This is a genomic window from Paenibacillus sp. FSL H3-0333 (genome assembly GCF_038002805.1).
GTDB classification, from domain to species: domain Bacteria; phylum Bacillota; class Bacilli; order Paenibacillales; family Paenibacillaceae; genus Paenibacillus_AQ; species Paenibacillus_AQ silagei.
In genome coordinates this window covers 3,358,302-3,381,282 of sequence record NZ_JBBODG010000001.1, presented here as the reverse complement: position 1 = coordinate 3,381,282, position 22,981 = coordinate 3,358,302, and the positions used below count along the sequence as shown (strand labels likewise).

The 22,981-nt window shown below is 53.7% G+C and carries 19 protein-coding genes; 4 read left to right on the top strand and 15 right to left on the bottom strand.

Annotated elements, in window-relative coordinates:
* Positions 1-2: 2 nt before the first annotated feature.
* Entirely contained in the window at positions 3-1,169 is a 1,167-nt protein-coding gene (locus MHH78_RS14800) for a small-conductance mechanosensitive channel (RefSeq protein ID WP_076084940.1), read from the bottom strand.
* Positions 1,170-1,331: 162 nt separating this feature from the next.
* Positions 1,332-1,793, bottom strand: coding sequence for a GNAT family N-acetyltransferase (locus MHH78_RS14795; RefSeq protein WP_341167824.1), 462 nt, complete (start codon positions 1,791-1,793; stop codon positions 1,332-1,334).
* A 202-nt stretch (positions 1,794-1,995) separates the two neighbouring features.
* On the opposite strand from MHH78_RS14795, the gene MHH78_RS14790 reads away from it, so the two are divergent.
* Both MHH78_RS14790 and MHH78_RS14785 read left to right on the top strand, forming a co-directional pair.
* The gene (locus tag MHH78_RS14790; protein ID WP_076084946.1) at positions 1,996-2,421 is read left to right on the top strand and encodes a VOC family protein; all 426 of its coding nucleotides are present in this window, start codon (positions 1,996-1,998) and stop codon (positions 2,419-2,421) included.
* A 214-nt stretch (positions 2,422-2,635) separates the two neighbouring features.
* The gene (locus tag MHH78_RS14785; RefSeq protein WP_036733033.1) at positions 2,636-3,040 is read left to right on the top strand and encodes a CBS domain-containing protein; all 405 of its coding nucleotides are present in this window, start codon (positions 2,636-2,638) and stop codon (positions 3,038-3,040) included.
* Positions 3,041-3,143: 103 nt separating this feature from the next.
* On the opposite strand, the gene MHH78_RS14780 is transcribed toward MHH78_RS14785, so the two are convergent.
* The 12 genes from MHH78_RS14780 to MHH78_RS14725 all read right to left on the bottom strand — a co-directional run bounded on the left by MHH78_RS14780 (position 3,144) and on the right by MHH78_RS14725 (position 20,085).
* A complete protein-coding gene (locus MHH78_RS14780) occupies positions 3,144-3,413 on the bottom strand; it encodes an STAS domain-containing protein (RefSeq protein WP_036733063.1) in 270 nt (89 codons plus the stop codon).
* 10 nt (positions 3,414-3,423) lie between these two features.
* Positions 3,424-5,433 carry a methyl-accepting chemotaxis protein gene (locus MHH78_RS14775; protein WP_341167823.1) on the bottom strand — a complete coding sequence of 670 codons (2,010 nt, stop codon included), beginning with the start codon at positions 5,431-5,433 and terminating at the stop codon, positions 3,424-3,426.
* A 21-nt stretch (positions 5,434-5,454) separates the two neighbouring features.
* Complete coding sequence (locus MHH78_RS14770; RefSeq protein ID WP_341167822.1) at positions 5,455-5,847, bottom strand: ATP-binding protein; 393 nt, start codon at positions 5,845-5,847, stop codon at positions 5,455-5,457.
* A 110-nt stretch (positions 5,848-5,957) separates the two neighbouring features.
* On the bottom strand, positions 5,958-7,388 hold the full coding sequence (locus MHH78_RS14765; RefSeq protein WP_341167821.1) for a PAS domain S-box protein: 1,431 nt from the start codon (positions 7,386-7,388) through the stop codon (positions 5,958-5,960).
* A 178-nt stretch (positions 7,389-7,566) separates the two neighbouring features.
* Positions 7,567-8,313 carry a type I methionyl aminopeptidase gene (gene map, locus MHH78_RS14760; RefSeq protein ID WP_036733023.1) on the bottom strand — a complete coding sequence of 249 codons (747 nt, stop codon included), beginning with the start codon at positions 8,311-8,313 and terminating at the stop codon, positions 7,567-7,569.
* Positions 8,314-8,553: 240 nt separating this feature from the next.
* Positions 8,554-10,269: an assimilatory sulfite reductase (NADPH) hemoprotein subunit gene (cysI, locus tag MHH78_RS14755; protein ID WP_340951761.1), complete on the bottom strand. Its 1,716-nt coding sequence runs from the start codon at positions 10,267-10,269 to the stop codon at positions 8,554-8,556.
* 32 nt (positions 10,270-10,301) lie between these two features.
* Positions 10,302-12,155 (bottom strand): assimilatory sulfite reductase (NADPH) flavoprotein subunit, encoded by a 1,854-nt coding sequence (locus MHH78_RS14750; protein WP_341170333.1) that lies wholly within the window; start codon positions 12,153-12,155, stop codon positions 10,302-10,304.
* A 250-nt stretch (positions 12,156-12,405) separates the two neighbouring features.
* The gene (lspA, locus tag MHH78_RS14745; protein ID WP_341167820.1) at positions 12,406-12,870 is read right to left on the bottom strand and encodes a signal peptidase II; all 465 of its coding nucleotides are present in this window, start codon (positions 12,868-12,870) and stop codon (positions 12,406-12,408) included.
* A 262-nt stretch (positions 12,871-13,132) separates the two neighbouring features.
* A complete protein-coding gene (locus MHH78_RS14740) occupies positions 13,133-14,107 on the bottom strand; it encodes an aldo/keto reductase (RefSeq protein ID WP_036733015.1) in 975 nt (324 codons plus the stop codon).
* Between the two features lie 648 nt (positions 14,108-14,755).
* Positions 14,756-18,043 carry an ATP-binding protein gene (locus tag MHH78_RS14735; protein ID WP_341167819.1) on the bottom strand — a complete coding sequence of 1,096 codons (3,288 nt, stop codon included), beginning with the start codon at positions 18,041-18,043 and terminating at the stop codon, positions 14,756-14,758.
* Positions 18,030-18,404, bottom strand: a complete 375-nt coding sequence (locus MHH78_RS14730) for a response regulator (RefSeq protein WP_341167818.1) — start codon at positions 18,402-18,404, stop codon at positions 18,030-18,032. Before MHH78_RS14730 ends, MHH78_RS14735 begins: the two co-directional genes overlap by 14 nt.
* Before the next feature lie 46 nt (positions 18,405-18,450).
* Positions 18,451-20,085: a GGDEF domain-containing response regulator gene (locus tag MHH78_RS14725; protein WP_341167817.1), complete on the bottom strand. Its 1,635-nt coding sequence runs from the start codon at positions 20,083-20,085 to the stop codon at positions 18,451-18,453.
* Positions 20,086-20,318: 233 nt separating this feature from the next.
* On the opposite strand from MHH78_RS14725, the gene MHH78_RS14720 reads away from it, so the two are divergent.
* The gene (locus tag MHH78_RS14720) at positions 20,319-20,588 is read left to right on the top strand and encodes an ACT domain-containing protein (RefSeq protein WP_036700808.1); all 270 of its coding nucleotides are present in this window, start codon (positions 20,319-20,321) and stop codon (positions 20,586-20,588) included.
* Positions 20,589-20,613: 25 nt separating this feature from the next.
* Positions 20,614-21,972: a PFL family protein gene (locus tag MHH78_RS14715; protein ID WP_036733006.1), complete on the top strand. Its 1,359-nt coding sequence runs from the start codon at positions 20,614-20,616 to the stop codon at positions 21,970-21,972.
* Positions 21,973-22,082: 110 nt separating this feature from the next.
* On the opposite strand, the gene MHH78_RS14710 is transcribed toward MHH78_RS14715, so the two are convergent.
* Positions 22,083-22,979, bottom strand: coding sequence for a sigma-70 family RNA polymerase sigma factor (locus tag MHH78_RS14710; RefSeq protein WP_076079246.1), 897 nt, complete (start codon positions 22,977-22,979; stop codon positions 22,083-22,085).
* Positions 22,980-22,981 lie beyond the last annotated feature (2 nt).

The window sequence follows — 22,981 nt, the reverse complement described above, 5'->3', positions numbered from 1 at the left end:
CTTTAGCCTTGTTCTTCCGTAACCTCAATATCGGCATCGAATTTAAATACATAGGCAGCAATCAGCCAGATAATCCAGCAATTCAGCCCAAAGAACAGATAACCGAAATACCCCAGAACCGGCATCTCGGAAAAAATATGAAACTTGTCCAGATAAGGCACCGAGTATTTCCAGTAATTCGGATTGGTAGGGGCATCGTCATGGAACCATTCACTGCCAAAGTTCCAGAACTCCCAGAAGAAGCCGTTGAACAGCGTAGCCAGCCCAACCAGAATCACCTTAGACCAGTCTCCGTTCTTCACCGGGGTGAAGGGGGTCCAGTAACCGGCAAGCGCCATCGCTGCGGACAGCATCGGAACCAGCGCAACCCACAGCACCCAGAACAGCAGGTACGGATAATAGCCCATGCCGAAGGCCAGGATCAGCCCGAGAATATAATAGATGATCAGCCACATGCGTGATACGTTCAGCTTAGGCCCATGGCTATAACGGTTGCGGAACAGACGGAAGGTCTTGAGGAGTAAATACCATTCGAAGATGGCCGGAAGAACGGTGGTATAGGATAAGGAGAACCAGAACACATTGCCGAAGTTAGAGAACACTTCATTATTAGGGTAATACCAATTCTCCAGGACGAAGAAATTCAGGTATTCAAAAGCAAACCAGCTGAAGCAGGACACCACCGCCAGCAGCTGCATCACCCGGGGCTTGCGCGAGATGATCGAGGCTCCATGATTTCTCCGGTAGACCAGCCCGTCAAGAATCAGAATAAAGGACCACCAGAGGGGAACAAACGTGTAAGACTCCAGCGAGATAAAGAGCTCCACCCGTGCCCACATCAGGAACCAGCTAAGCGCAAGCACCGGCAGGCTCCACCAGAACCAGACAGGGAAAGGGGTGGCCGCCCCCGTCTTCCGGGGTGCTTCCTCCGTCTTCTTGAAGCCGAACCATCCGGGGAATACCAGGACCAGTGTGATGATCAGGGCCACGACACAGGCGAGCGAGAAATAGAGCAGGCTGAATCCGGGGTCTGCTTCGACCTTCTGAGCAGGGAAATCCCCGTAACCGGGCGGCATCCCCTTCCATTTCGCCAGACTGCCGAGTAACGGGAGCAGAAAGATAAGTCCGAAGGTAACGATCAAGAATGCTGTCTTTTTCCATGTTTTCATTGTGCAAAACCCCGCTTATGTATGTAGTTGAAAGTCGAATTATGTTGATAATCGCTAATATTCGATAACACTCCAGTTTATTCCTGCTGGCCGCACACAAAAAAATACCCCACCGTCCATTTCCATGACGTATGGAGCATTTGTGCGAGGCAGCAGAACCCATTATCCCTTCAAATCCAGCTTCATGCTCAGTGAACGTATCCCATGCTCTTCTTCCTCTTCACCAAGCGATACGAATCCCTGGGAGGCATAGAAGCCAGTAGAATTCGGGGAAGAGTTCACCGTGATCTGCGTGCTCCCTCCCGTCCTCATCCGGTCAACCGCATGCCACAGCAGGGTCTTGCCGATTCCGGTTCCTTTATATGCATTCTTCACGAACAGCAGAGAGATATGCTGATGATTACGCAGCTCTATGATTCCTGTAATCTCTTGCCCGGTAAGCGCGATGAAGATCTCGTGATTCTCCAGCATCCGCCTTGCAATGGCGGCAAGCTCAATGTACCTGTAGAATTCAATAACACCCTGCGCTGAATAATTGGCGGCAATATGTACATCAAACGCCTCTCGGATCAATGGAGTGATCCGCTTCTCCTCACCCGGCAACAACTGTCTGATTGCTGTCATACGGCCATTCTCCTTTAGTGTGACTGGTTGCTATAACTCTCTAAGGATAGCATAATTTAGGAAAATTTGCCCATTAATAGTTGCAGCTGATCCGCACAAGGGACTGGCACAGCCTGCCCCGAATATTTGTGAATGCACAGGCACATGCTACAATGGGACCGTATCGTCCTTGCCTTAATTTAACACAAGAGGAGTGACAGCTGTGGCAATCAATGTGTACCTGAATTTCAATGGCAATACCCGAGAGGCTGTAGAATATTACGCTGAGGTGTTCGGGACCGAACCTCCGCATATCATGACCTTCGGCGAGGCTCCGCCAGATCCGTCCCATCCTGTACCGGAAGAAGCCAAACACCTCGTCATGCACGCCAATCTGATGATTGCCGGCAGCCCGGTCATGTTCTCTGACGTATTCCCCGGCATGCCGTTCACGGAAGGGAATAATATCAGCCTAACGGTGACGGATACAGATGAAGAGAAGATTCGTCTCTGGTTCAACAAACTCAAAGAAGGCGGCACTGTACACATGGAGCTGCAGGAGACCTTCTGGAGCAAGGCCTACGGGAACCTGAAGGACAAATTCGGCATCCAATGGCAGCTCAGCCACGACAACGGCCAGAACGGCTAACTCCCTCAGGTAGTTTCCTATTCACAAAAGGGCTTAGGATATGACGCTTCTTCCCTTGGGAGGACGGCATATCCTTTTTTGTATGGTCTAGTAATCGCAGCCTAACCATAACATTTCAAAGTTGTAACCTGATTTTTAATGCGCTTACATCCTGTTCTATGTTTTAATTGTAATAACGTTATGTATTTCATCCTACTGTAAAGGAGACTAACCTATGGAAATATCCTCATTTTTGCTGCCCAAGGATCAGGTTGCGTACATCACCTCCTCGATCTCCATGCGGGAAGCGCTGGAACAGCTGGAGAATCATTATTATTCGGCCATTCCGATTATTGACGATGCCGGTAAATATGTTGGGACCTTGTCGGAGGGCGATCTGCTATGGAAGCTGAAGAATACCGACGGTCTGAGCTTCGCGAATATGAACGAGGTGACCGTCGGCACCATTCAGCGTCATGTGCATAACGAGAGCGTCGAGATCCACGCGCAGATGGAGGATATGCTGACCCTGGCAGCAGACCAGAACTTCGTTCCGGTAGTGGACGACAGCGGAATCTTCCTCGGCATCATCCGCCGCAAGGATATCATCGAGTATTACACACGCAATATTACCGATTAGCAGCATGCGCCACATTGCAGGATCAAGTGATTCAACCGGAAGCAACGGCAAAGGCAGGACCGTCCTGCGAAGGGCGGCCCTGCCTTTGTTCAAGTTAACAGGTCTATATGATTTCAAACACATTGGTCAGGCGGGTCAGCTCAAAAATCTTCCGCACATTGTCATTGAGCCCCGTCAGCCTGATGGTACCTCCAGCCTCTACACATTTCTTATAGGAGCTGACAATCACTCCAAGACCCGTACTGTCAATGAAACGGCAGGTCCCGAAATCAAGCAGGAAGCTTGAATGTCCCCCAAGAATATAACCCCGTACTGTCTCCCTGAACTGACCGGCTTCCTCAACCGAGAACAGCTCCGGCATCTCAATGATCATCTCGCTCAAGCTACTCACCCCTGATTTTAAATTTCTCTACAAGAATCTCCAGCTCATTAGCCATGGCACTGATCTCCTGAGCGGAGGCCGCAAAATTATTAACCGTTGCTGCCTGTTCTTCTGTAGCGCTGGATACATTCTCTGTGTTTGCTGCCGCGAGTTCCGAGATCGTGCCCATGGAATCAATCAGCTTGATGATCTGGTCTGAGGTAGCTACTTCATCTCTGGTAATATCCAGAATCTCCTGCACATTGTCCGTGATCATCTCAACAGATTGTATGATATGGACGAAGGCTCGGTCCGTCTCATTCACAATGCTCACGCCGCTCTCTACTGCTCCGGCCGCGCCTCTCATCGAATCTACAGCCTCGGTGATCCGCGAGATCATCTCGTTGACCAGATCCGTAATCTCACCGGCATTGGTGTGGGTCTCATCCGACAGCTTCCGGACTTCACCGGCCACCACACTGAAGCCCCGGCCGTTCTCTCCTGCTCTCGCGGCTTCAATTGCCGCATTCAGAGCCAGCAGATTCGTCTGCTCGGCAATCTTGTTGATGGTACCGGTAATTGCGGATACCTGCTCCGACAACCCGCTGACCGTATACAATAATGCTTCGGTCTCTTTGGTGCTGCTGTGAATGGTATTCATTGCTTCTACGGTATGAATGACTCTGGCTCTGCCTTCCTGTGCCGCCTGATGGGTAGTCTCCGCATTGCCGGAGGTAGCCGACGCCTTGCTCTGCGCCAGCTGCACCAGACTGGAGAGCTGAACGAGCACCTGGGAAGCATTGATGACCGACTGGTTGTTGTTCTCTGCGCCGGATGCAATCTCCTGGGTACTGGAGCTGATCTCCTGAATAGAGGCGCTGATCTCCTCTGAAGATGCCGCCATCTCCTCGGACATGGAGGTGAGGGACAGGGAACCCGCTCTCACTTTCTCAATAATCGCCTCCTGTTTGTCAATCATGGTGTTGAACGATTCACTCAGCAATTGGAGCTCATCTCCGGTTTGAATGGACGTATGAACGGTCAGGTCGCCGTCACCTGCCAGACCCATCGCCCGCTCCAGCTTCCGGATCGGATTCACAATATTCCGGGTGGTGAAGAAATACGCTGCCACCATAGCAACGGCAATACAGACCAGGATGAGGATCAGCGTAGTGTTACGGATTTCGGCCGCCGGAGCCATGTATTCCTCCACATTTGCCGTTGTGGCTACAACCCAATGGCCTGCGGGCTGAAAAGAAACATATTTATGTACGCCTTCATAGGTGTAGAAGCCATGCGCGGTGTCTCCCGCCTTCATCCGCTGGACCAGCGCATTCAATTCAGCATTGCTGCCGCTGTCCAGCTTCTCCTTCAGCACCTTGTCCTGCTCCGGATGCGAGACGATGAGGCCGGTACGGTCAAGCATATATCCGTATCCATGCTCTCCAATCTTCACCCCGGTAACCGGCGCAGCGATGTTCTCAAACAAGGCGGTTCCGATCAGCACGCCGGTAATCTGATCCTTCACCCGCAGCGGTCTGGCGATCGCTACGATGTACTGATTGGTCTCCCGTGACAGGATAACATCACTGACTGCGTCCTTGCCCTGCAGCGCTTCCTGAAAGTATGCACGGTCCTTCACATCAGCCCCGGGCGCCTCAGAGCTGCTGGTCATCAGCACCCTACCGTTTGTATCTGCGATAATCAGCGATTCCAATAGCTTGGCGTTATCTTTCTGCACACCAGAAATATAATTAAACGCTGTGCTTTTGAGGGAGCCCACAGACGGATTCCCGGCAAAATCGGCCAATACGCTATTCTTGCTGGCGATCCCCAGATTCGTGCCAACCGCTTCAAGCTCGGCATCCACCGCTTTCGCAGCGGAAGTAGTGGTCCCTCTTAATTCCTCTTCAATCGTCTTCTGCAAGGCACCGGATGCCAGCTGATAGGATACATAGCCGGATATGCCCAGCGGGATACTGATAATCAGAAACAACAGGATGCTCATTTTAACTTTTAAACTTAATTTCACAGAACTCTCCCCTTCTTGACTCTATAAGGAACAGATACTCTTGCTGATGTACATCGTATGATGTATCATCTCAGCACTGTCCGAGAAGCAGCGGATCAGATACAAGCCCCGGCCCCCTTCTTCCAGCAATTCATCACACCCGACAGCCTCCGGGAACACTACCTTGCCGTCCCCGGCCCCCGAATCCTCAATCTGCAGCTTAAGCAGCTGATCCATAAACAGATATCGGATGGTAATCGGCTTGCTGCAATCGCTCAGGTTCCCGTGATAATAGGCATTGGTCACCGCTTCGATCAGAATCAGGCGGATATCAAAAGCATAGGCTTCGAGGTCAAGCTCCCGAATAATTCCGTCAATGATCATCTGATGATGCTCCAGACCGTGAAGCATCACTTCCTTATGAATAGCTTCCATGGCCCACTCCTTAACAATTCTGAAATCGCCGCACTGCTGATGTTCCCGCTGACACTCTGCACTCTCTGCCTTCTCTTCCCTGGTCTTACAGCAGCAGCGCTCCCCGGCCGTCACTTGATATTCAGGCTGAGCCAGGTGCAGTCGTCCTGCAAAGCAGCCCCGGCAAACTTCTCTAGAAGATAACTCTGCTCCCGCCCGAGTTCTTCTGTGCTGAACAGCAGCTCCATTCCGTCACTATAGAAGCAAAAGCGGTCTCCGGACTCGAACGGGAGGATCTTCTCCTCAAACTCACTGCTCTCAAACATGCCGAGCGGTGCCCCCTTAACGGTGACCCTCTCCATGCCCCTGCCCCGGGGGACATAGAGAAATTCATTAATCCCGGCTCCGGCAGCCTTCAGCTCTCCTGTCTTGAAGTCGAGCAGGAAGCAGCAGCCGGCGACATAATCCTCACCCAGATGCTGCAGCGCTTTGGAATTCAGATCGTTCAACACCTGCACGGGGTCCTGTGTACAGGACAGGCTGTCCATGAACAGTACCCGCAGGGCCGAGATATTCAGCGCGGCCGTAATCCCCTTCCCCGTCACATCGCCGATGAAGCCGATGACCTGCTCTTCATTGACTTTATGGAAGATGAAGAAATCACCGCTTAAGGTTCTGGCCGGAATGTAGAGCTTCTCCAGAACCGCCTTGCTGGAGAGCGGAAAGGATACCGCATGCCGGTGCTCTTGAAGCCGGACCGCCCGCTCCATCTCCCTCTTGCTCTCGGTGATATCCCTGAACACCAGCTGCAGCGCCTTGGTCTCCTCATAAATAACCGGCACGCCCGAAATTTCAAGGTCAAAGATGCGGTTGTCCTGCTGCCTGATCAGCCGCTGCTCAATACGGAAGCGTTCCTTCAGGAGACCTGTTGTCTTCAGCTTGTTATGCTCCGCACTCTGGAAGTACACTTCCTCGAAGAAATCCTCGATCCTTCGGCCGATCAGCTCCTGCTTCGGATTGCCGAACATCCTCTCAGTCTGCTTGTTGGCGAACAGGATCGTGCCCCCGCTGTAGACCAGGATGGGCTCGGGGCAGAGCTCGACCAGATCCCTGTACCGCTCCTCGCTTTCTCTGAGCCGCTGCTCCGAGCGGACCCGTTCGCTGATATCATGAATTACGGTGTACACGCAATTCTTACCCAGCATCATCATCATGCCGGTATGAACCTCCACATCAATGGGCTCCCCGCCGGCCAGGATATGGCGGTCGATGAACACACGGTTCTTCCCGTCCATCTCTTCAGGCTGCGCCTTATCCACAAACTCCTGAACCCCCGAAGTCCGGTCAGCGGCCAGATCACAGATCCGGAGTTGCCTGAATTGCCGGATGCTATAGCCGTAGAACTCACAGGCTGCCCGGTTCGCATCAGTAATTCCGCCACTCTCCGGGTCCACCAGCAACGTAATGAGATGATTGTTCTCATAGATGCAGCCATAATGCTCCATACATTGCGCCGGACTCGGGGAGCGATGCAGATTCTTACACGGTTTATCGGTTGCCATTACACAAGCCTCTATTCTATTCAGCATTAAAGTCTACCCATTATATGCAATAAAAAAGAGTCAAGCCGTGAATTCCGACACAGTTAGACAGAAAAACCCGGTCTGCGGCATGAAAACATGACCACAGTCCGGGTTAATCCTTACAAATTGCATGAAATTATCAGGCTGAAGCTCAGCCTTACAGCTCTGTCAGAATAATCGTCCCCTGCGGAGTTACCGCCAGTGTATGCTCATACTGGGCTGACAGGCCTCCGTCAATAGTGCGTGCAGTCCATCCGTCTGCATCCACCTTGGTCCGGTAGCTGCCAGTGTTGAGCATGGGCTCAATGGTGAACACCATGCCTTCCTTAATGCGCGGGCCTTTGCCGGCCGGGCCGTAATGAGGCACTTCAGGCGCTTCGTGCATCTCCGAGCCAATCCCGTGACCGATAAAGTCCCGGACGACGGAATAACCGTTAGATTCGGCATAGACCTGGATAGCATGCGCTACGTCGCCTATGCGGTTGCCGGCTACAGCCTGCTCGATACCTTTGAATAGAGATTCCTTGGTCGTCGCCAGCAGCTTCTCCGCCTGCTCGCTAATTGTACCCACTCCGTAGGACCAAGCCGAATCCGCCAGCCAGCCATTCAGGTTGACTACCATGTCAATCGTTACAATATCTCCATCCTTCAGCTCCTCATGCTTCGGGAAGCCATGACAGATGACATCATTCACAGATGCACAGGTGGCATACGGGTAACCGTGATAGCCTTTTTGCTCCGGGGTTGCTCCTTGGGAGAGGATGAACTTCTCGGCAAACTGGTCGATCTCCCAGGTCGTAATTCCCGGCTTGATCAACCCGGCAATCTGCCGGTGGCATTCTGCCAGGATTTTGCCAGCTGCCCGCATCTTCTCAATCTCTTCCATCGATTTCATAATGATCATTCAATTCGCCTCTTCTGTACAGAATCCATTACTCACTATATATAATGGCTCTTGGTTATAATGGGGTATTACTACTCTATATTATGAAAGAAAACCGCCGAAAATCCAAATAAACAAACAAAATAAACCTGTCTCCCGCAAAAACACCAGAAAACAGGCTCATGATTTGCATTCCCGTGAAGGCTAATCTGTACAAGTTATTGTTAACTACGGCATATGCAGACCGCCAGGCATCAGCCGTTAGTCGTGGAAATTGAGCCCCGAAGTAACCGCCTTGACATACCCGCTGCGGATCACATAATCGCCGAAGTGCTCACCGGCAATGCGCTCTCTGGCATAACCATGAATAATCGGCCCGAGGGTGTCCAGTATCTCCCGCTCGTCAATGTTCTCCTTGTACAGCTTGTTCAGCCGGTCTCCTGTAAAGCCAGCGCCCAGGTACATATTATATCTGCCCGGACCTTTTCCGATAAAAGCAATCTCGCCGAGCGCCGGTCTGGCACAGCCGTTAGGGCAGCCGGTCATACGGATTATAATCTCTTCATTGCGCAGCCCGGCTTCATCTATGATAACCTCCAGCTTATCGAGCAGGTGCGGCAAATATCGCTCCGCCTCCGCCATAGCCAGCCCGCAGGTCGGCAGGGCTACACAGGACAACGCACTTCTGCGCAGTGCAGAATGATGGGCACCGTCCGTCAGACCGTATTGCTTGGCAAGCTCCGTAATCTTGCGCTTCTTCGCCTGGGTCACACCGCCGATAATCAGATTTTGGTTTGGGGTCAGCCGAAAGTCTCCGCTGTGAATCTTGGCGATCTCGCGCAAGCCGGTCATCAGCGGGTAGCCCTCCTGATCCTGAATCCGTCCGCTCTGGATATAGAGCGTCAGGTTCCATTTGCCGTCCATCCCCTTCACCCAGCCGTACCGGTCGCCATTATGATCGAAATGATAGTCGCGCGCCGGCTCCAGCGTCCAACCCAGCCGTTCGTGCAGCTCTCCCTTGAACCACTCCAGCCCGTGCCGGTCGATCGTATACTTGAAGCGGGCATTCTTGCGGACCGAACGGTTGCCGTAATCCCGCTGGATCGTCACCGTCTTCTCCGCCAGATCAATCATCTGCTCCGGACGGCAGAAGCCGATGATCCGGCCCAATTGGGGATACGTATTCGTATCGCCGTGTGTCATCCCCATACCACCGCCAACCGAGACATTGAAGCCGGCCAGCTTGCCGTCTTCCAGAATGGCGATGAAGCCCAGATCCTGGGAGAATACATCTACATCATTGGATGGAGGCACCGCCAGGCCAATTTTGAATTTGCGGGGGAGATAGACCGGACCATAGATCGGCTCAACCACCTTGCTGTCCACGACTTTTTCCCCGTCCAGCCAGATCTCATGATACGCGCGGGTACGCGGGGCAAGATGATCGCTGATTTTGTTGGCCCACTCTTGAACCTCGGCATGAACCTCCGACTGATACGGGTTCGGACCACTCATCACATTACGATTCACGTCACCGCAGGCCGCAAGTGTAGTCATCAGAGTGTCGTTGATCGTTCTGATTGTCTTCTTGAGATTCCACTTGAGCACCCCATGCATCTGAAAAGCCTGCCGCGTCGTCAGGCGCAGTGTCCCATTGCCGTACTTATGGGCCAGCTCATCCATGACAAGCCACTGTGCCGCAGACGCCACACCGCCGGGCGCTACTATCCGCAGCATGAACTGGAAAGCCGGTTCCAGCTTGGAGCGTTCCCGCTCACTGCGCAGATCGCGGTCATCCTGCATGTAGCTGCCGTGGAATTTCAGCAGCCGGTTGTCATCCTCCGGCAGCCCTCCTGTAATCGGATTGCTGAGGGTCTCGACAAGCGCCCCGCGCAGATAATTGCTCTCCAGCTTGATATGTTCAACATCACTCGGTGGTCCGCCAATCGGCTTCACCGCTGGTTCATTGTTTGCCATTGCTGATTCTCTCCTCTCCGCTTGAATCCCGCTTAATAGACATCCCGCTGGTAACGCTGCTCCTGCTGAAGGGTCTCCAGATAGGCGGCAGCCGCTTCCGGGCTTAGTCCGCCCTCTTCCTGGATCACTGTAATCAGTGCCGAATGCACATCATGGGCCATATGCTTCTCATCCCCGCATACGTATACATGCGCCCCTTCCTGCAGCCAGCGGTACAGCTCCTTGCTCTGCTCCAGAATACGGTGCTGTACGTACACCTTCTCCTCTGTGTCGCGGGAGAAGGCCACATCCAGCCTGCTGAGGACACCGTCCTTCAGCATCCGCTGCCAGTCCGTCTGGTAGAGGAAGTCTGTAACGAAATGACGGTCTCCATAGAACAGCCAGGTTGGACCCTCAGCTCCCTGCTCTTCACGCTCCTCCAGGAAGGAACGGAACGGGGCAACGCCCGTACCCGGACCGATCATAATGACCGGTACACTGGAATCAGCAGGCAGCTTGAAGTTTGGATTGTTCTGGATATATACCGGCAAGGTGGCACCCGGCTGTACACGCTCAGCACAGTGTACCGAACAGACGCCGTAACGCTCACGCCCGTGTGACTCATAACGCACAGCCCGCACCGTGAAGTGTACTTCATCAGGGTTGGCATTGTAGCTGCTGGCAATGGAATACAAACGGGCCGGAAGCTTGCGCAAGATGGTCACGAAGAGACTGGCCGGAGCATCCCAGGGTCCATAGTCTTGAATAAGATCCAGCAGATCCCGGCCCTGGATATACTCCTTCAGCTCCTGCTGCCGCTCAGGGGCCAGCAGTTCCTTAAGGGCAGGTGCGGAGGTAAGCCCGGCAGCCTGTTCCAGGAGGGGCTTGGTCAGCACCGTGATTTCGTAATGCCGCAGCAGCGCCTCCTGCAGAGAGCCTTCTTCCCCCTTCTTGTTAAGCGGAACACGTTCATTCGCATCCCAGCCCATAGCGGCAATGATATCTTCTACCAGCTGCGGGTGATTCTCGGGATAGACGCCAAGGGAATCCCCCGGCTCAAAGGTAATATTCGATCCGGCAAGCGACAGCTCCAGATGGCGGGTCTCGCGGTCTGAGCCGCGGCCGTTCAGATTCAGATTCTCCAGTACTTCGGCATGGAAAGGATGATTTCGTGAATAGGCGGATTCCAGCGACTCTGCGCTCTCCGCAGCCTGAACCGCTGCATCCGCAATTCCTGCAGCATTCTGTGCGCCGTTAAGCGCGCTGATGACCTGGCCGAACCACTCAGCCACCGGCTCATCATAATCGAGGTCGCAATCTACACGCGGGCTGAGCCGCTGTGCACCCAGCTCTTCCAGCTTCTGATCGAAGTCTTTGCCGGTCTGGCAGAAGAATTCATAGGAGGTATCGCCCAGCGCAAGTACCGAGAAGCGCAAGCCTGGAAGCTGCGGCGCTCTTTTGCTGTAGAGGAATTCATGGAAGGCCCGGGCATTATCCGGCGGTTCCCCTTCGCCATGGGTACTGACCAGCAGCAGCAGGTTCTCTGTCTTCTTCAATCCATTCGGCTTGAAGCTGTTCATCGCGGACACTGTGACCTTGAAGCCCTGCTCCTCCAGCTTGCGGGAGAGGCTCATGGCGAGCCGCTGGCAGTTGCCGGTCTGGGAGCCGAACAATACGGTCACTTCACGCGATGCTTGCTGCGAAGCGGCTGTTGTCGACTCTGCTACTACTGCTGGAGCAGCGGGGGATACGGCCTGGACGCTTGATCCCTGGTTACCCTGCAGCGACAGGGCAGATAAGTACCCGCTTAACCATACCTGCTGTGAAGGTGTCAGCGTGGGCAGAAGCTGATTCAGCAGCTCTGCCTGGTTCTCATTAAAAGGACTGTTTGTAACTTGTAGTTGCAACAATATCGACCTCTCCTTAGCGTGCAATCTTCTTTCCTCTTAATATCATGAACTCAGGCTAACACAATACCGGCAAACGATCAACGAATCTTATAACAGGAATAATGTTCTTTAAAAGGTAAATACTTGCATAAAATGCACAAAACCCGACTAAATCATAGTAAAATGCTCTGATTTAGCCGGGTTCATTACTAATTATGATAAGTTGCATTAGATAAAATGATAGACCGGAGATGTCTTTGCCTGCCATTTATAATAGTCTGCGGGTTGCTCTGTGCCGGAAATGGTCCACAAGCAGGTAGATTAGAATGAGAAGGCCACCGGCATTGATCGCCAGATCGGCCAGATTCATAATCCCGCCATGATTCCCGAAGACCAGGAAATCTGTAACCTGGTGATAAAGTGCCCGGTCAATGGCATTGCCGACAGCCCCGCCAACCAGGAAGCCGCTGGCAGCTTCGAGCAGGGGGCCGCGGATTTTACCCTGACGCCGGTAATAGAAGATTGCTGCTACAAAAATCACGGCAACAATAGCAAAATACTTCCCGTATCCCTGGAATGAACTGAAGGCCGCACCGCTGTTCTCATAGTATACAAACCGCAAATGCGGCGTCCAGGAGGGAAGCATCTCCCCAAGCTCCATATGGGTACGCACTATCCACTTGGTCGCCTGATCTAGCATCAGGACGAAGACAGCTATCAGATAAAAAAGCATCGGCAGTTCCCCTATCTTCTCTAGTTGTTCAACTCATGATCAGGGTCATAGTAACAGTCAAGGCCGTGGTCAAGGTCACTGTTTGTCACAGAATCAGTCTACCATATTCATCTGGATACTTACAAAAATATAGCCGGACCATCCCGTCAGGGACAGTCCGGCTGTTATTGGTTAGATGATTTCGTATCATTCAGCTGCTGCGGGATGTGCTGGGTTCCAAACCCCGCTTACCACAGAAATGGTTAACATTCGTTGGCTTCGCTTACCAGGCATACGCTTCCGGTGCCGGTTTGCCCGGTCCCGGGAAGATCTCGTCCAGCTTCTTCAGTGTGGCCTCATCCAGCGTAATCTCGGTCACCCGCAGGGAGTCCTCGAACTGCTGGATCGTACGCGGCCCGATAATCGGTGCGGTCACAGCCGGATTCGCCAGTACCCAGGCCAGAGCGACCTGATCCTCATGCTCGCCCAGCTCCTTGCAGAGCGCGGAGAACTGCTCCAGCTGGCTGCGGTGCTGCTCCAGCTTGGCCGAACGGGCGCTGCGCACCCCGGTCTTCGCGAGCGCATTGCGTCCCAGCAGGCCTCCGGCCAGCGGACTCCACGGAATAACACCCAGGCCCAGCTCCTGTGAGGCAGGCAGCACTTCCAGCTCCGGCGTCCGTTCCAGCAGGTTATAGAGATGCTGCTCGGAGACAAGGCCTAGGAAATGGCGCTCCTTGGCCTTCGCCTGGGCAGCAGCGATATGCCAGCCTGCGAAGTTGCTGGAGCCGATATAATCGGCTTTGCCCTGGGACACCAGGATCTCGAATGCGCCCCACAGCTCGTCCCACGATACGTTCCGGTCGATATGATGCATCTGATATAGTTCAATATGATCGGTCTGCAGGCGCCGCAGCGAGCCTTCGAAATGGCGTCTGATCTTGTAGGCAGACAAGCCTGAGCCGGAATTGGGACCGTCCTGCTCGTCGAACATGTCATTGTAGACCTTGGTGGCCAGCACTACCTTCTCACGCCGTCCGCCGCCCTGCTGAAACCAGCGGCCGATAATTTCCTCCGTCCAGCCCCGCCGGTCCTGGCCGCCGTACACATTCGCCGTATCGAAGAAGTTAATGCCCGCATCGAGGGCCGCATCCATAATTCTGAAGGCTTCCTTCTCCTCCGTCTCCGGTCCGAAATTCATCGTCCCCAGACACAACTGGCTGACCTTTAACCCCGATTTACCCAAATAACTGTACTTCATCGCAATTCCTCCCTTTCACTCCTGCTAGATTGGCTGCTTCATATTCACTATAACCCTTAGAGTCCACTCTAAAGCAAGTTTTGCAGGGATACTTAAGACTAGAACTCAAAGCTTTGTCGTTGCTGGGGTGAACATTTGGCCCTTCGGCCGCTGCCCAGTTTGGAGCACAATATCTGCTGTTTTCCACATACATTTGGTCCACGCGCCCCCACCGAGCGCATTGTAATCGGTTTTTCGATTACATTTGGCCTAAACGCCCCCACCCAGCCCATTGTAATCGGTTTTCCACTTACATTTGAACCACGCGCCTCCACCCGGCCCATTGTAATCGGTTTTCCGATTACATTCGGCACATACGCTGGCACAGCAGCAAATGTATGCTGTTTCCCACATACATTCGGCCACGCGCCTTCCTCCAAGCACATTGTGTCTCGGTTTTTTAGCATACATTTTGGCCCCGTCCCCACGTTCGCCTTTCGCTCCCCATTATCCCCTTCCCCCACCCTAGAGACCCCCCAGCATACAAAAAACAAGCCCCCCGAAAGAGACTTGTTGCGCACTAACTATAATCCATCATATTATTGCACTACCCATGTACTCACTAAGCACTCACTATACGCTCACTCCAGCTCTCACTCAGCACTCACTCTAACCCTCACCAAGCGCCGCTCCATGCCCGGCCTCACCGTTATCCGGGAACAGCACCTCGCCTGTCTTCAGTTGAATGTCCACAATCTCCTGAAGCGTACCCGACAGCTCGCCGGGCGGATAGGGCTTGGTCAGATATTTCTGCACATTGTCCATCATGCTCTTATCGTCCTTATCCAGCGCCGAGGAGATGACAATCGGCACCTTCTCGGTCCGGGGATCGTTCTTGAGCATGCGGATCAGATCCCAGCCGTCCAGCTCATCGCCCAGCATCAGATCGACAACGATCGCTACGAAGGGCGTTTTGACAGCCTGGTCAAAAGCTTTTTGCGGATGATAGTGATGGGTGACCCGGAAGCCCTTGCCCTTCAGCTCCTCCGAGAGCAGCAATGACAGGCTGTAATCATCCTCCACAATCATCACATCCGGCTTCTGCTCCTTGCCCGCACTCCATCTATGGGAAGGCTCCTCCTCCGGGTGGCCGGTCTCTGCCTGCATCACCGGAAGACGGAACCATACCGTCGAGCCTTCGCCTTCCACGGATTCAATCCCGATCGTTCCCTTCTGCTTCTCAATAATCTCCTTGCAGATCGCCAGCCCGAGACCTGTACCGCCAATCCGCTTAGAGGCACTATTGTCCACTCGGCGGAATTTCTGGAACAGCTGCCCGATCTGATTCTTCGGAATCCCGAGTCCGTGGTCCTGAATCCGTACCATAATCGATCCCGGTTCGTTATGAAGCATGACCTTAATCTCACCTGCGCCCGGCGAGAACTTGATCGCATTGCTCAGCAGGTTGGTCAGCACCTGGATAATCTTATCCTTGTCTACCTCAACCTCGGGATTCAGCGCCTCGTCCTCCAGCAGAATATGGTGGGTGCCGCTCAGCTTGTACTGATCGATGACACTCAGGACCGTCTCGCTAAGGTTCACCTTCTCCACATTATACAGCTGTGTGCCGGACTCCATCCGCTGCAGGTCCAGGAAGTCGTTAATCAGCTCCGTCAGACGCTTGGCTTCCTTATGAATCGTCTCCAGATATTTCAGCTGCTTCTCCGGCTTCATCGTTTTGGACAAGAGCAGCTCCGTGAAACCCAGTACACTCGACAGCGGCGTTCGCAGCTCATGGCTGACGGTGCTGACCAGCTCCGACTTCATCAGATCCAGCTCATACTCACGGGTAATGTCCCGGTGGACGAACAGCGTCCCCACCCGGACCTCCCGGCGGAAGACCGGTATGGCATAGGCATCCACATGCTTCATGTCTTCCTTGCCGATAGAATACTTCATCGCACTGGAGTCTGTGGTATGCTCGGACATCGCCTTCTGGTAAAAACGACCCAGCTCTTCCGATTCATTCACCCGGAGGGTGAAATGCTCCATCCAGCGCTCCTTGGGAATCAGCATGCCTTCCGTCCAGTCCTCATAGCTGAACAGTTGGCTGAGCGCCTTGTTGATGTGCTGAATGACGCCGTCCGTGCCAACGAACTGGATGCCCTCATTGACATTGTTCACAATATCCTGATTCAGCTTGCGGCCATTCTCAATCTCCTCGTACATGAACAGGCGTTCAATGGCCAGGGCGACCCGGTTCATCATCCCCTGGATTTCGTCGGTCTCTTCCTCCGTGAACGGATGCCCGATGCGGGTTCCGCAGAAGACTGCCAGAATCTCATCCTCCGCATTCACCACAGTCGTATAGTAGTCGTAACAATACACCTCATTGGCGGAGATTCCCTGCTCTCTGACAGAGCCCACCCGCTTCACCATATACGACTTTTCCACGCTCAGGCGGTACAGAATCTCCTTGCTGCCCTCACCGATGTACCGCTCCACATTCTCCGGCGGAACCCCTTTGACCACCGCTATCTTATCCTTGACCAGCAGAAAAAGACTGGAGTCGAACGAGTACAGACGGTTCATGAATTGGTTGAACTTGTCGGCAAATTCCTGCTTGTCCAGCGTATAGGTGATCTCATGATTCAGCTGATTGTTAAGCTCCAGCATCATGGATGTCTGCTCCGTGCTTTTCAGCGTCTCCGCCAGCTCCTGCTGCACATTCTTCATCGAGGTGACGTTATTAGCAATCAGGATATACTGGTAGATCTGGCCTTCATCGTTCAGATAAGGCATGATTGTCAGCTGCAGCCAGAGCGGCGAACCTTCCTTGGCCTTCAGCTCCGTCTCTCCGCTCCACACTCCGCCGGTCGATAGCTTGCGGATCATCTGCTCCACCTGGGATTCCGAAATATTATGCAGCTCAAACAACCGGTAGGTGTATCCGATAACCTCGGAGCTCTTGTACCCTGTGTAGATGCTCAGATTATCGTTCGCGTAAGTGAACACGCCTTTGTTCGACAGAATGCCGACAGCAGAGGTCTGATTCAGCGCCTTCATCATGCTCTCGATTTCACTGAGTGACCGCTCCAGTCTGTACTGCTGATCCTGCAGCTCGTCCTGCTGGGCGTGCAGCTCTTCATTCTGCATCATGAGCTCTTCCTCTTTATCCTGGATGCTATGGGCCATATTCAGGAAGGCCTCATAGAGCCGCCCGATCTCATCCTGCTTATGCAGCTTACCGAGCAGAACCGCATCACCGGCCGCCAGCGAATTCGTTGCTTCCTCCAGCTTCACAATCGGATCGATGATAATTTTGAGCATCCGCCAGATCAGCAGCGTGAAGAACAGCAACAGCAGGGTGCTAAGCAGAAAAGCAACAAAAGTGAACGTATCCGCCTGCCTGATGGAGCGGGAGTTCAGCTCATTCAGCAGCGCATCCGAATTGGCTTTGAATTGCTTCGTGTAGCTCAGGAATTCGTTCACAGCCCGGGTACTGCCGCTTTGGGACAGGTTCCGGATTCCCTCGTAATCATTATTCTTCACTAAGAGCATCACTTCAGGCAGGGTCTGGCTCTTGTACTGTTCATAGAACACCTTGAGGTCATCTCTGTACCGGACTTCTTCAGCCGACAGCTTCAGGGAGGAATACTGCTCCAAAATGCCATCAAGCCCCTTAACCGCAGCGTTCAGCAGCACAAGCTCGTTCTCACTCTGAGTAGCCACATAACCTCTCGCCCGGAAAAAGACCTCGCTTAGCGTCACCGCCAGCTCGTTGATCGTCGCCGTCTTATGTTGCAGCACTTCACGTTTCTGATCCAGCTGTTCCTGCTGGGCATTGATATAGAAGACAAGCCCGATTCCTCCGGCCATAATGGCAACGAACAGCAGCAGAAGAATCCGGTAATATTTCGTTTTGATGCTCCGGTCCTTAAGCTTAAGGTTTCTCACTCAGAATATCCTCCACGAGCTGCAGCAGCTCCATCGGGCTGAACGGCTTGGGCATGAAATAACGGGCTCCCGCCTCCCTGGCCCGGTTACGGTCCATCTCCTGTGCCTTGGCGGTCAGCATCATAATCGGCGTCCGGATCTTCAGCTCCCCGTCCAGCTCGCACAGCACTTCAATGCCGGTCATGACGGGCATCATGTAATCCAGAATCACCAGGTCGTAAGGTTCTGCCGCCAGCCTGGCGAGCGCCTCGCCCCCATTCTCGGCAGTATGGGTCTCCACATTCTCGAGATCCTCCAGCGTATCCTCAATCAGCATGCGCAGAACCTCTTCATCATCTACAATCAGTACCTTTTGTACCATAGCTCACTCTCACCTTTCAGTCATCCCTGCTTGGGATGCATTGCATTTAGAACAGAAACCGGTGGGCCAGACGCTCAATCCGGGTCAGCAGCTCCGGCAGATGGAACGGCTTAATGACATAATCATCCGCCCCCATCTGCAGCGCATGGACAATATCCCGCTGGTTATTGCGGCCGGTCAGCATGATCACGAGAATGTTCACCTCAGGATAGCCGCTGCGGATCTTCTCCAGCACCTCAAGCCCGTCAAGCCCCGGCATGACGCCGTCCAGCAGAATCACATACTTCTCTTCAGGAGCATACCAGTCCGATTTCAATAAAAGCGCGCCGTCCGCGTAACTCGTAACCTTCACTCTGGCGTTAGTCCCGGGCTGCCAGGCAGCGAAGTGGGTCGTCACCATTCTGCGGATCAGCGGATCATCATCCACAATAATGACATTAAGCAGCGTCTCGCGCTGGCCCAGCAGCAGATCCTTGCTGTACAGGGTACTCTGGTTCCTGCCGTTATGCTTGCTGGCATAGAGCGCCAGATCCGCTTCCTCTACTAATGTATCGGCATCCTGCACCTCTCCGTTAACCTCGGTCACTCCGCAGGAGAAGGTAACATGGAAGCTCTCACGTTTGGCCTGGAATTCCCGGGCCGCGAAGACCTCCTTAATCCGCTCCATCACAAGCAGCGCCTGCTCCGCAGGAGTATTGGGCATGAACAGGGCAAATTCCTCGCCACCATAGCGGCAGAAGGTATCCTCCGTGCGGATGGACTGCTTCACCAGCTCCGAGAAGCTCTGCAGCACCTCGTCCCCCATCAGATGCCCGTAAGTATCATTAACCTGCTTGAACAGATCGAGATCCAGCAGAGCGAGGGAGAAGGTCCGGCCTGTCCGTCTGAAATCGGCGATCAGCTGCTTCATCGTCTGGTTGAAGTACTTGCGGTTGAACGCCCCGGTCAGCTCGTCGACAATGATCGATTCCTGCCACTCCTTTTTCAGCTCAAAGCGGTTCTTGATCAGCACCAGGAACAAATCGATGTCCACTGGCTTCTGTATGTAATCCATAACACCCAGCGAATAGGCATACTTCTGAACCTCAATAGAATGCTCGCCGCTGATGATAATGATCGGGATCCGCTCTTTCTTGGCTTTGCCGATAATCTGCTTCAGCACATCGATCCCGCTGCGGTCCGGCAGCAGAATATCAAGGAGGATCAAATCCGGCTTCGTTTCATAAAAAAGTTTCAGTCCGCGTCCGGCCGACAGCGCAATGCTGACATAATAGGACTGGCGCTCCAGCGATTCCCGCAAAAAAGCAACCAGCTCCACATCATCGTCCACGATCAGAATCTCGTACTGCTGGTGGACATTGCCGTGGGACAATGTAATCCCGGGAGTCAACGGGGGCACCGCGCCTTTCGATTCCGGTTCGTCAAAGAGCTCCAGCACCGGATAGATATAATCGCCCCATTCTGCTTCCGTCCAGCTTCTATGGTTATCATCCGAGAAATAGAGCAGCGCATTACCCGAGAAAGCCTCTACGGTATCGAGACCCACAGTGCCCGAGGTGCCCTTCAAATTATGCAGGAAACGGTAAATATCCTTCTCCTCGACTGCTGACTGTTCCGACCATTTTTGCAGAGTTTCTCTCGTGCGCTCTTCAACCAGCTCTTTATATTTTCTCGTTGTCATAATAGCTCCTTATATCCAGCTTATCGTTCAAAACTCAAATAAATCATATTTCACATCAAGTGTCAACATTATTATACCCTCAGGAAAATGCAGGCTCAAATCTCTGATCAGCCCGACACAAAAGCTTTGGTTGATAACCTATCCTTGATTTGACATAATAATTAAAATCGTTCATTCCGTTAATGCGGCAATGAGCGAAGATTTCAGACCATGGATAACGGGAGGCTTTTCAATTGAAGGGGATTATTACGGTACTCGGAAAAGACAAGGTAGGCATTATCGCCAAAGTGTGTACATACCTCGCAGAGCACAATCTGAACATTCTGGACATCTCCCAGACGATTGTGCAGGATTATTTCAACATGATGATGATCGTGGACATCTCTGCCCCCAGCAAGTCCTTCGAGGAGATTGTGGAGGAGCTTCAGCAGGTAGGGGAAGACATCGGTGTGGAAATCAAGCTGCAGCATGAGGATATCTTCAATATTATGCACCGGATTTAACCGGCGAGGAGAGGAGTGAGCGCTAGTGATCTCGATAGTAGAAGTTCAGGAGACGAATAAAATGATCCGGGAAATGAACCTGGATGTCCGCACCATTACGATGGGCATCAGCCTGATGGACTGCGCCCATACCGATATGAAGGTTTTCAACCAGAAGGTGTATGACAAAATTACCCGCTCTGCCGAGAAGCTCGTGAAGACCGGCGAGGATCTGGAGCGCCAATTCGGGGTGCCGATTGTCAACAAACGGATCTCCGTAACGCCGATTTCGATTGCTGCGGGAGCTGTACATACCGATACCTACGTGCCTGTCGCCCAGATTCTGGACAAGGCTGCAAAGGAGGTAGGCGTCAACTTCATCGGCGGGTATTCTGCGCTGGTGCAGAAGGGCTGTACGAAGGGCGACCGGATTCTCATTGACAGTATCCCGGAAGCGCTGGCGGTGACCGAGAGAGTCTGCTCCTCCGTCAACGTCGGCTCCTCGCGCAGCGGCATCAACATGGACGCGGTGAAGCTGATGGGCGACATCATTCTCCAGACGGCGGAGCGCACCAAGGACCGCGACTCCATCGGCTGTGCCAAGCTGGTTGTATTCTGCAATGCGGTCGAGGATAACCCGTTCATGGCCGGTGCCTTCCACGGGGTCGGCGAGCGGGAGTGTGTGATTAACGTTGGCGTGAGCGGTCCGGGTGTGATCAAGCGGGCGCTGGAAGAGGTCAAGGGACAGGACTTCGAAACCCTGTGCGAGACGATCAAGCGTACAGCCTTCAAGGTTACCCGTGTCGGACAGCTGGTCGCCCAGGAAGCCTCCAAGCGGCTGAATGTGCCCTTCGGCATCATCGACCTGTCGCTGGCCCCTACGCCCGAGATCGGCGATTCCATCGCAGAGATCTTCCAGGTGATGGGCCTGGAGGAAGCCGGGGCTCCCGGCACCACAGCAGCACTGGCCATTCTTAACGACAATGTCAAAAAAGGCGGAGTCATGGCCTCCTCCTATGTCGGCGGCTTAAGCGGTGCCTTCATCCCGGTCAGCGAAGACCACGGCATGATCCAGGCCGTCCAGCGGGGTGCGCTGACGCTGGAGAAGCTCGAAGCCATGACTTGTGTCTGCTCGGTAGGCCTGGACATGATTGCCATTCCCGGCAGCACCAGCAAAGAGACCCTCGCAGGCATCATTGCCGATGAAGCCGCCATCGGGATGGTCAACAACAAGACCACAGCGGTCCGCGTCATTCCGGTCATCGGCAAGGACGTCGGTGAAATGGTCGAATTCGGCGGCTTGCTCGGATACGCTCCTGTCATGGCTGTCAACCCGTTCAATTGTGCGGGCTTCGTCAACCGTGGCGGACGGATTCCCGCGCCGATTCACAGCTTCAAGAACTAAGTGAGCATGCAGACTATCCGGCCGCATATGTCACAACCTTAACAACCAAAAAGACACGTTACTCTTCCCTGAGCGGGAAGGAAACGTGTCTTTTGGGTTGTTGCCGGGAATCAGCGCTGCGGCGGCTCCGGCGGTACGGTAATATGGGACAGCTTCGCAGGGTCCATCAGAAGATACAGGCTCTGAATCCGTTCCCCGCTGGAATCCGTACTCAGACAGAGCACGCACTTCACGACTCCCTGATCGGTGAAGATCAGACCCGGCTCGCCGTTCAGCAGCCCGCAGGAAGGCTTCCACTCCCGCAAATAGTGCATAACCCGCTTCGAGGTCAGCAGTGCAGTAACTCCCCGGCGGCCGGTCATCGGCCGGAGAATGGTATGCACCTCACGGCCACCGCCGTCGGCAACCAGTACCGGATGCTCGCCCAGCAGCTCCAGCATGCCGCCTACGTCATAGGAGGTGAACGCGGCAGTGAAGCGCACCAGCAGATTCTCGGTGACTGCTCCATATCTGAGCGAGGGTAACCGGGAAGCCGGCTCTGTCTGCAGGATACGCTTGGCCCGGCTGAAGATCTGACGGCAGTTGCTGCCCGACTTGCCTACCATTCCGGCAATGGCTTCATAGTCGTATTCGAAGGCTTCCCGCAGTACGAATACCGCACGCTCCGTGGGAGACAGACGCTCCAGCAGCACCAGAAAAGCATACGACAGATTATCCTTGCGTTCTGCCGCCGCTTCCGGGCCGTCATATCCCTCGCTTACCGGCTCAGGCAGCCACTCTCCGATATAAGTCTCTCTGCGGCTGCGTGCCGAGTTCAGCATATTGAGGCAGCGGTTGGTCACGCCTTTGGCCACATAGGCTTTGATATTCTGAATGCCGCTCCGGTCCCGGTGCTGCAGCTCGGCGAACATATCCTGCACCGCATCCTCTGCATCGGCAATCACGCCAAGCATCCGGTAGGCAATGGAGAAGGCATAGCCTTTATAGCTCTGATACAGCTCCTCCATAC

What these genes read in the sequence shown, in the direction of transcription:
- MHH78_RS14710 (WP_076079246.1), bottom strand. Translation starts at nt 22,979, where the DNA reads ATGGAGGAGCTGTATCAGAGCTATAAAGGCTATGCCTTCTCCATTGCC.
- MHH78_RS14770 (WP_341167822.1), bottom strand. Translation starts at nt 5,847, where the DNA reads ATGGAAGCTATTCATAAGGAAGTGATGCTTCACGGTCTGGAGCATCAT.
- MHH78_RS14765 (WP_341167821.1), bottom strand. Translation starts at nt 7,388, where the DNA reads ATGGCAACCGATAAACCGTGTAAGAATCTGCATCGCTCCCCGAGTCCG.
- MHH78_RS14730 (WP_341167818.1), bottom strand. Translation starts at nt 18,404, where the DNA reads ATGGTACAAAAGGTACTGATTGTAGATGATGAAGAGGTTCTGCGCATG.
- MHH78_RS14800 (WP_076084940.1), bottom strand. Translation starts at nt 1,169, where the DNA reads ATGAAAACATGGAAAAAGACAGCATTCTTGATCGTTACCTTCGGACTT.
- map (WP_036733023.1), bottom strand. Translation starts at nt 8,313, where the DNA reads ATGATCATTATGAAATCGATGGAAGAGATTGAGAAGATGCGGGCAGCT.
- MHH78_RS14740 (WP_036733015.1), bottom strand. Translation starts at nt 14,107, where the DNA reads ATGAAGTACAGTTATTTGGGTAAATCGGGGTTAAAGGTCAGCCAGTTG.
- MHH78_RS14785 (WP_036733033.1), top strand. Translation starts at nt 2,636, where the DNA reads ATGGAAATATCCTCATTTTTGCTGCCCAAGGATCAGGTTGCGTACATC.
- MHH78_RS14725 (WP_341167817.1), bottom strand. Translation starts at nt 20,085, where the DNA reads ATGACAACGAGAAAATATAAAGAGCTGGTTGAAGAGCGCACGAGAGAA.
- lspA (WP_341167820.1), bottom strand. Translation starts at nt 12,870, where the DNA reads ATGCTTTTTTATCTGATAGCTGTCTTCGTCCTGATGCTAGATCAGGCG.
- MHH78_RS14780 (WP_036733063.1), bottom strand. Translation starts at nt 3,413, where the DNA reads ATGATCATTGAGATGCCGGAGCTGTTCTCGGTTGAGGAAGCCGGTCAG.
- MHH78_RS14795 (WP_341167824.1), bottom strand. Translation starts at nt 1,793, where the DNA reads ATGACAGCAATCAGACAGTTGTTGCCGGGTGAGGAGAAGCGGATCACT.
- cysI (WP_340951761.1), bottom strand. Translation starts at nt 10,269, where the DNA reads ATGGCAAACAATGAACCAGCGGTGAAGCCGATTGGCGGACCACCGAGT.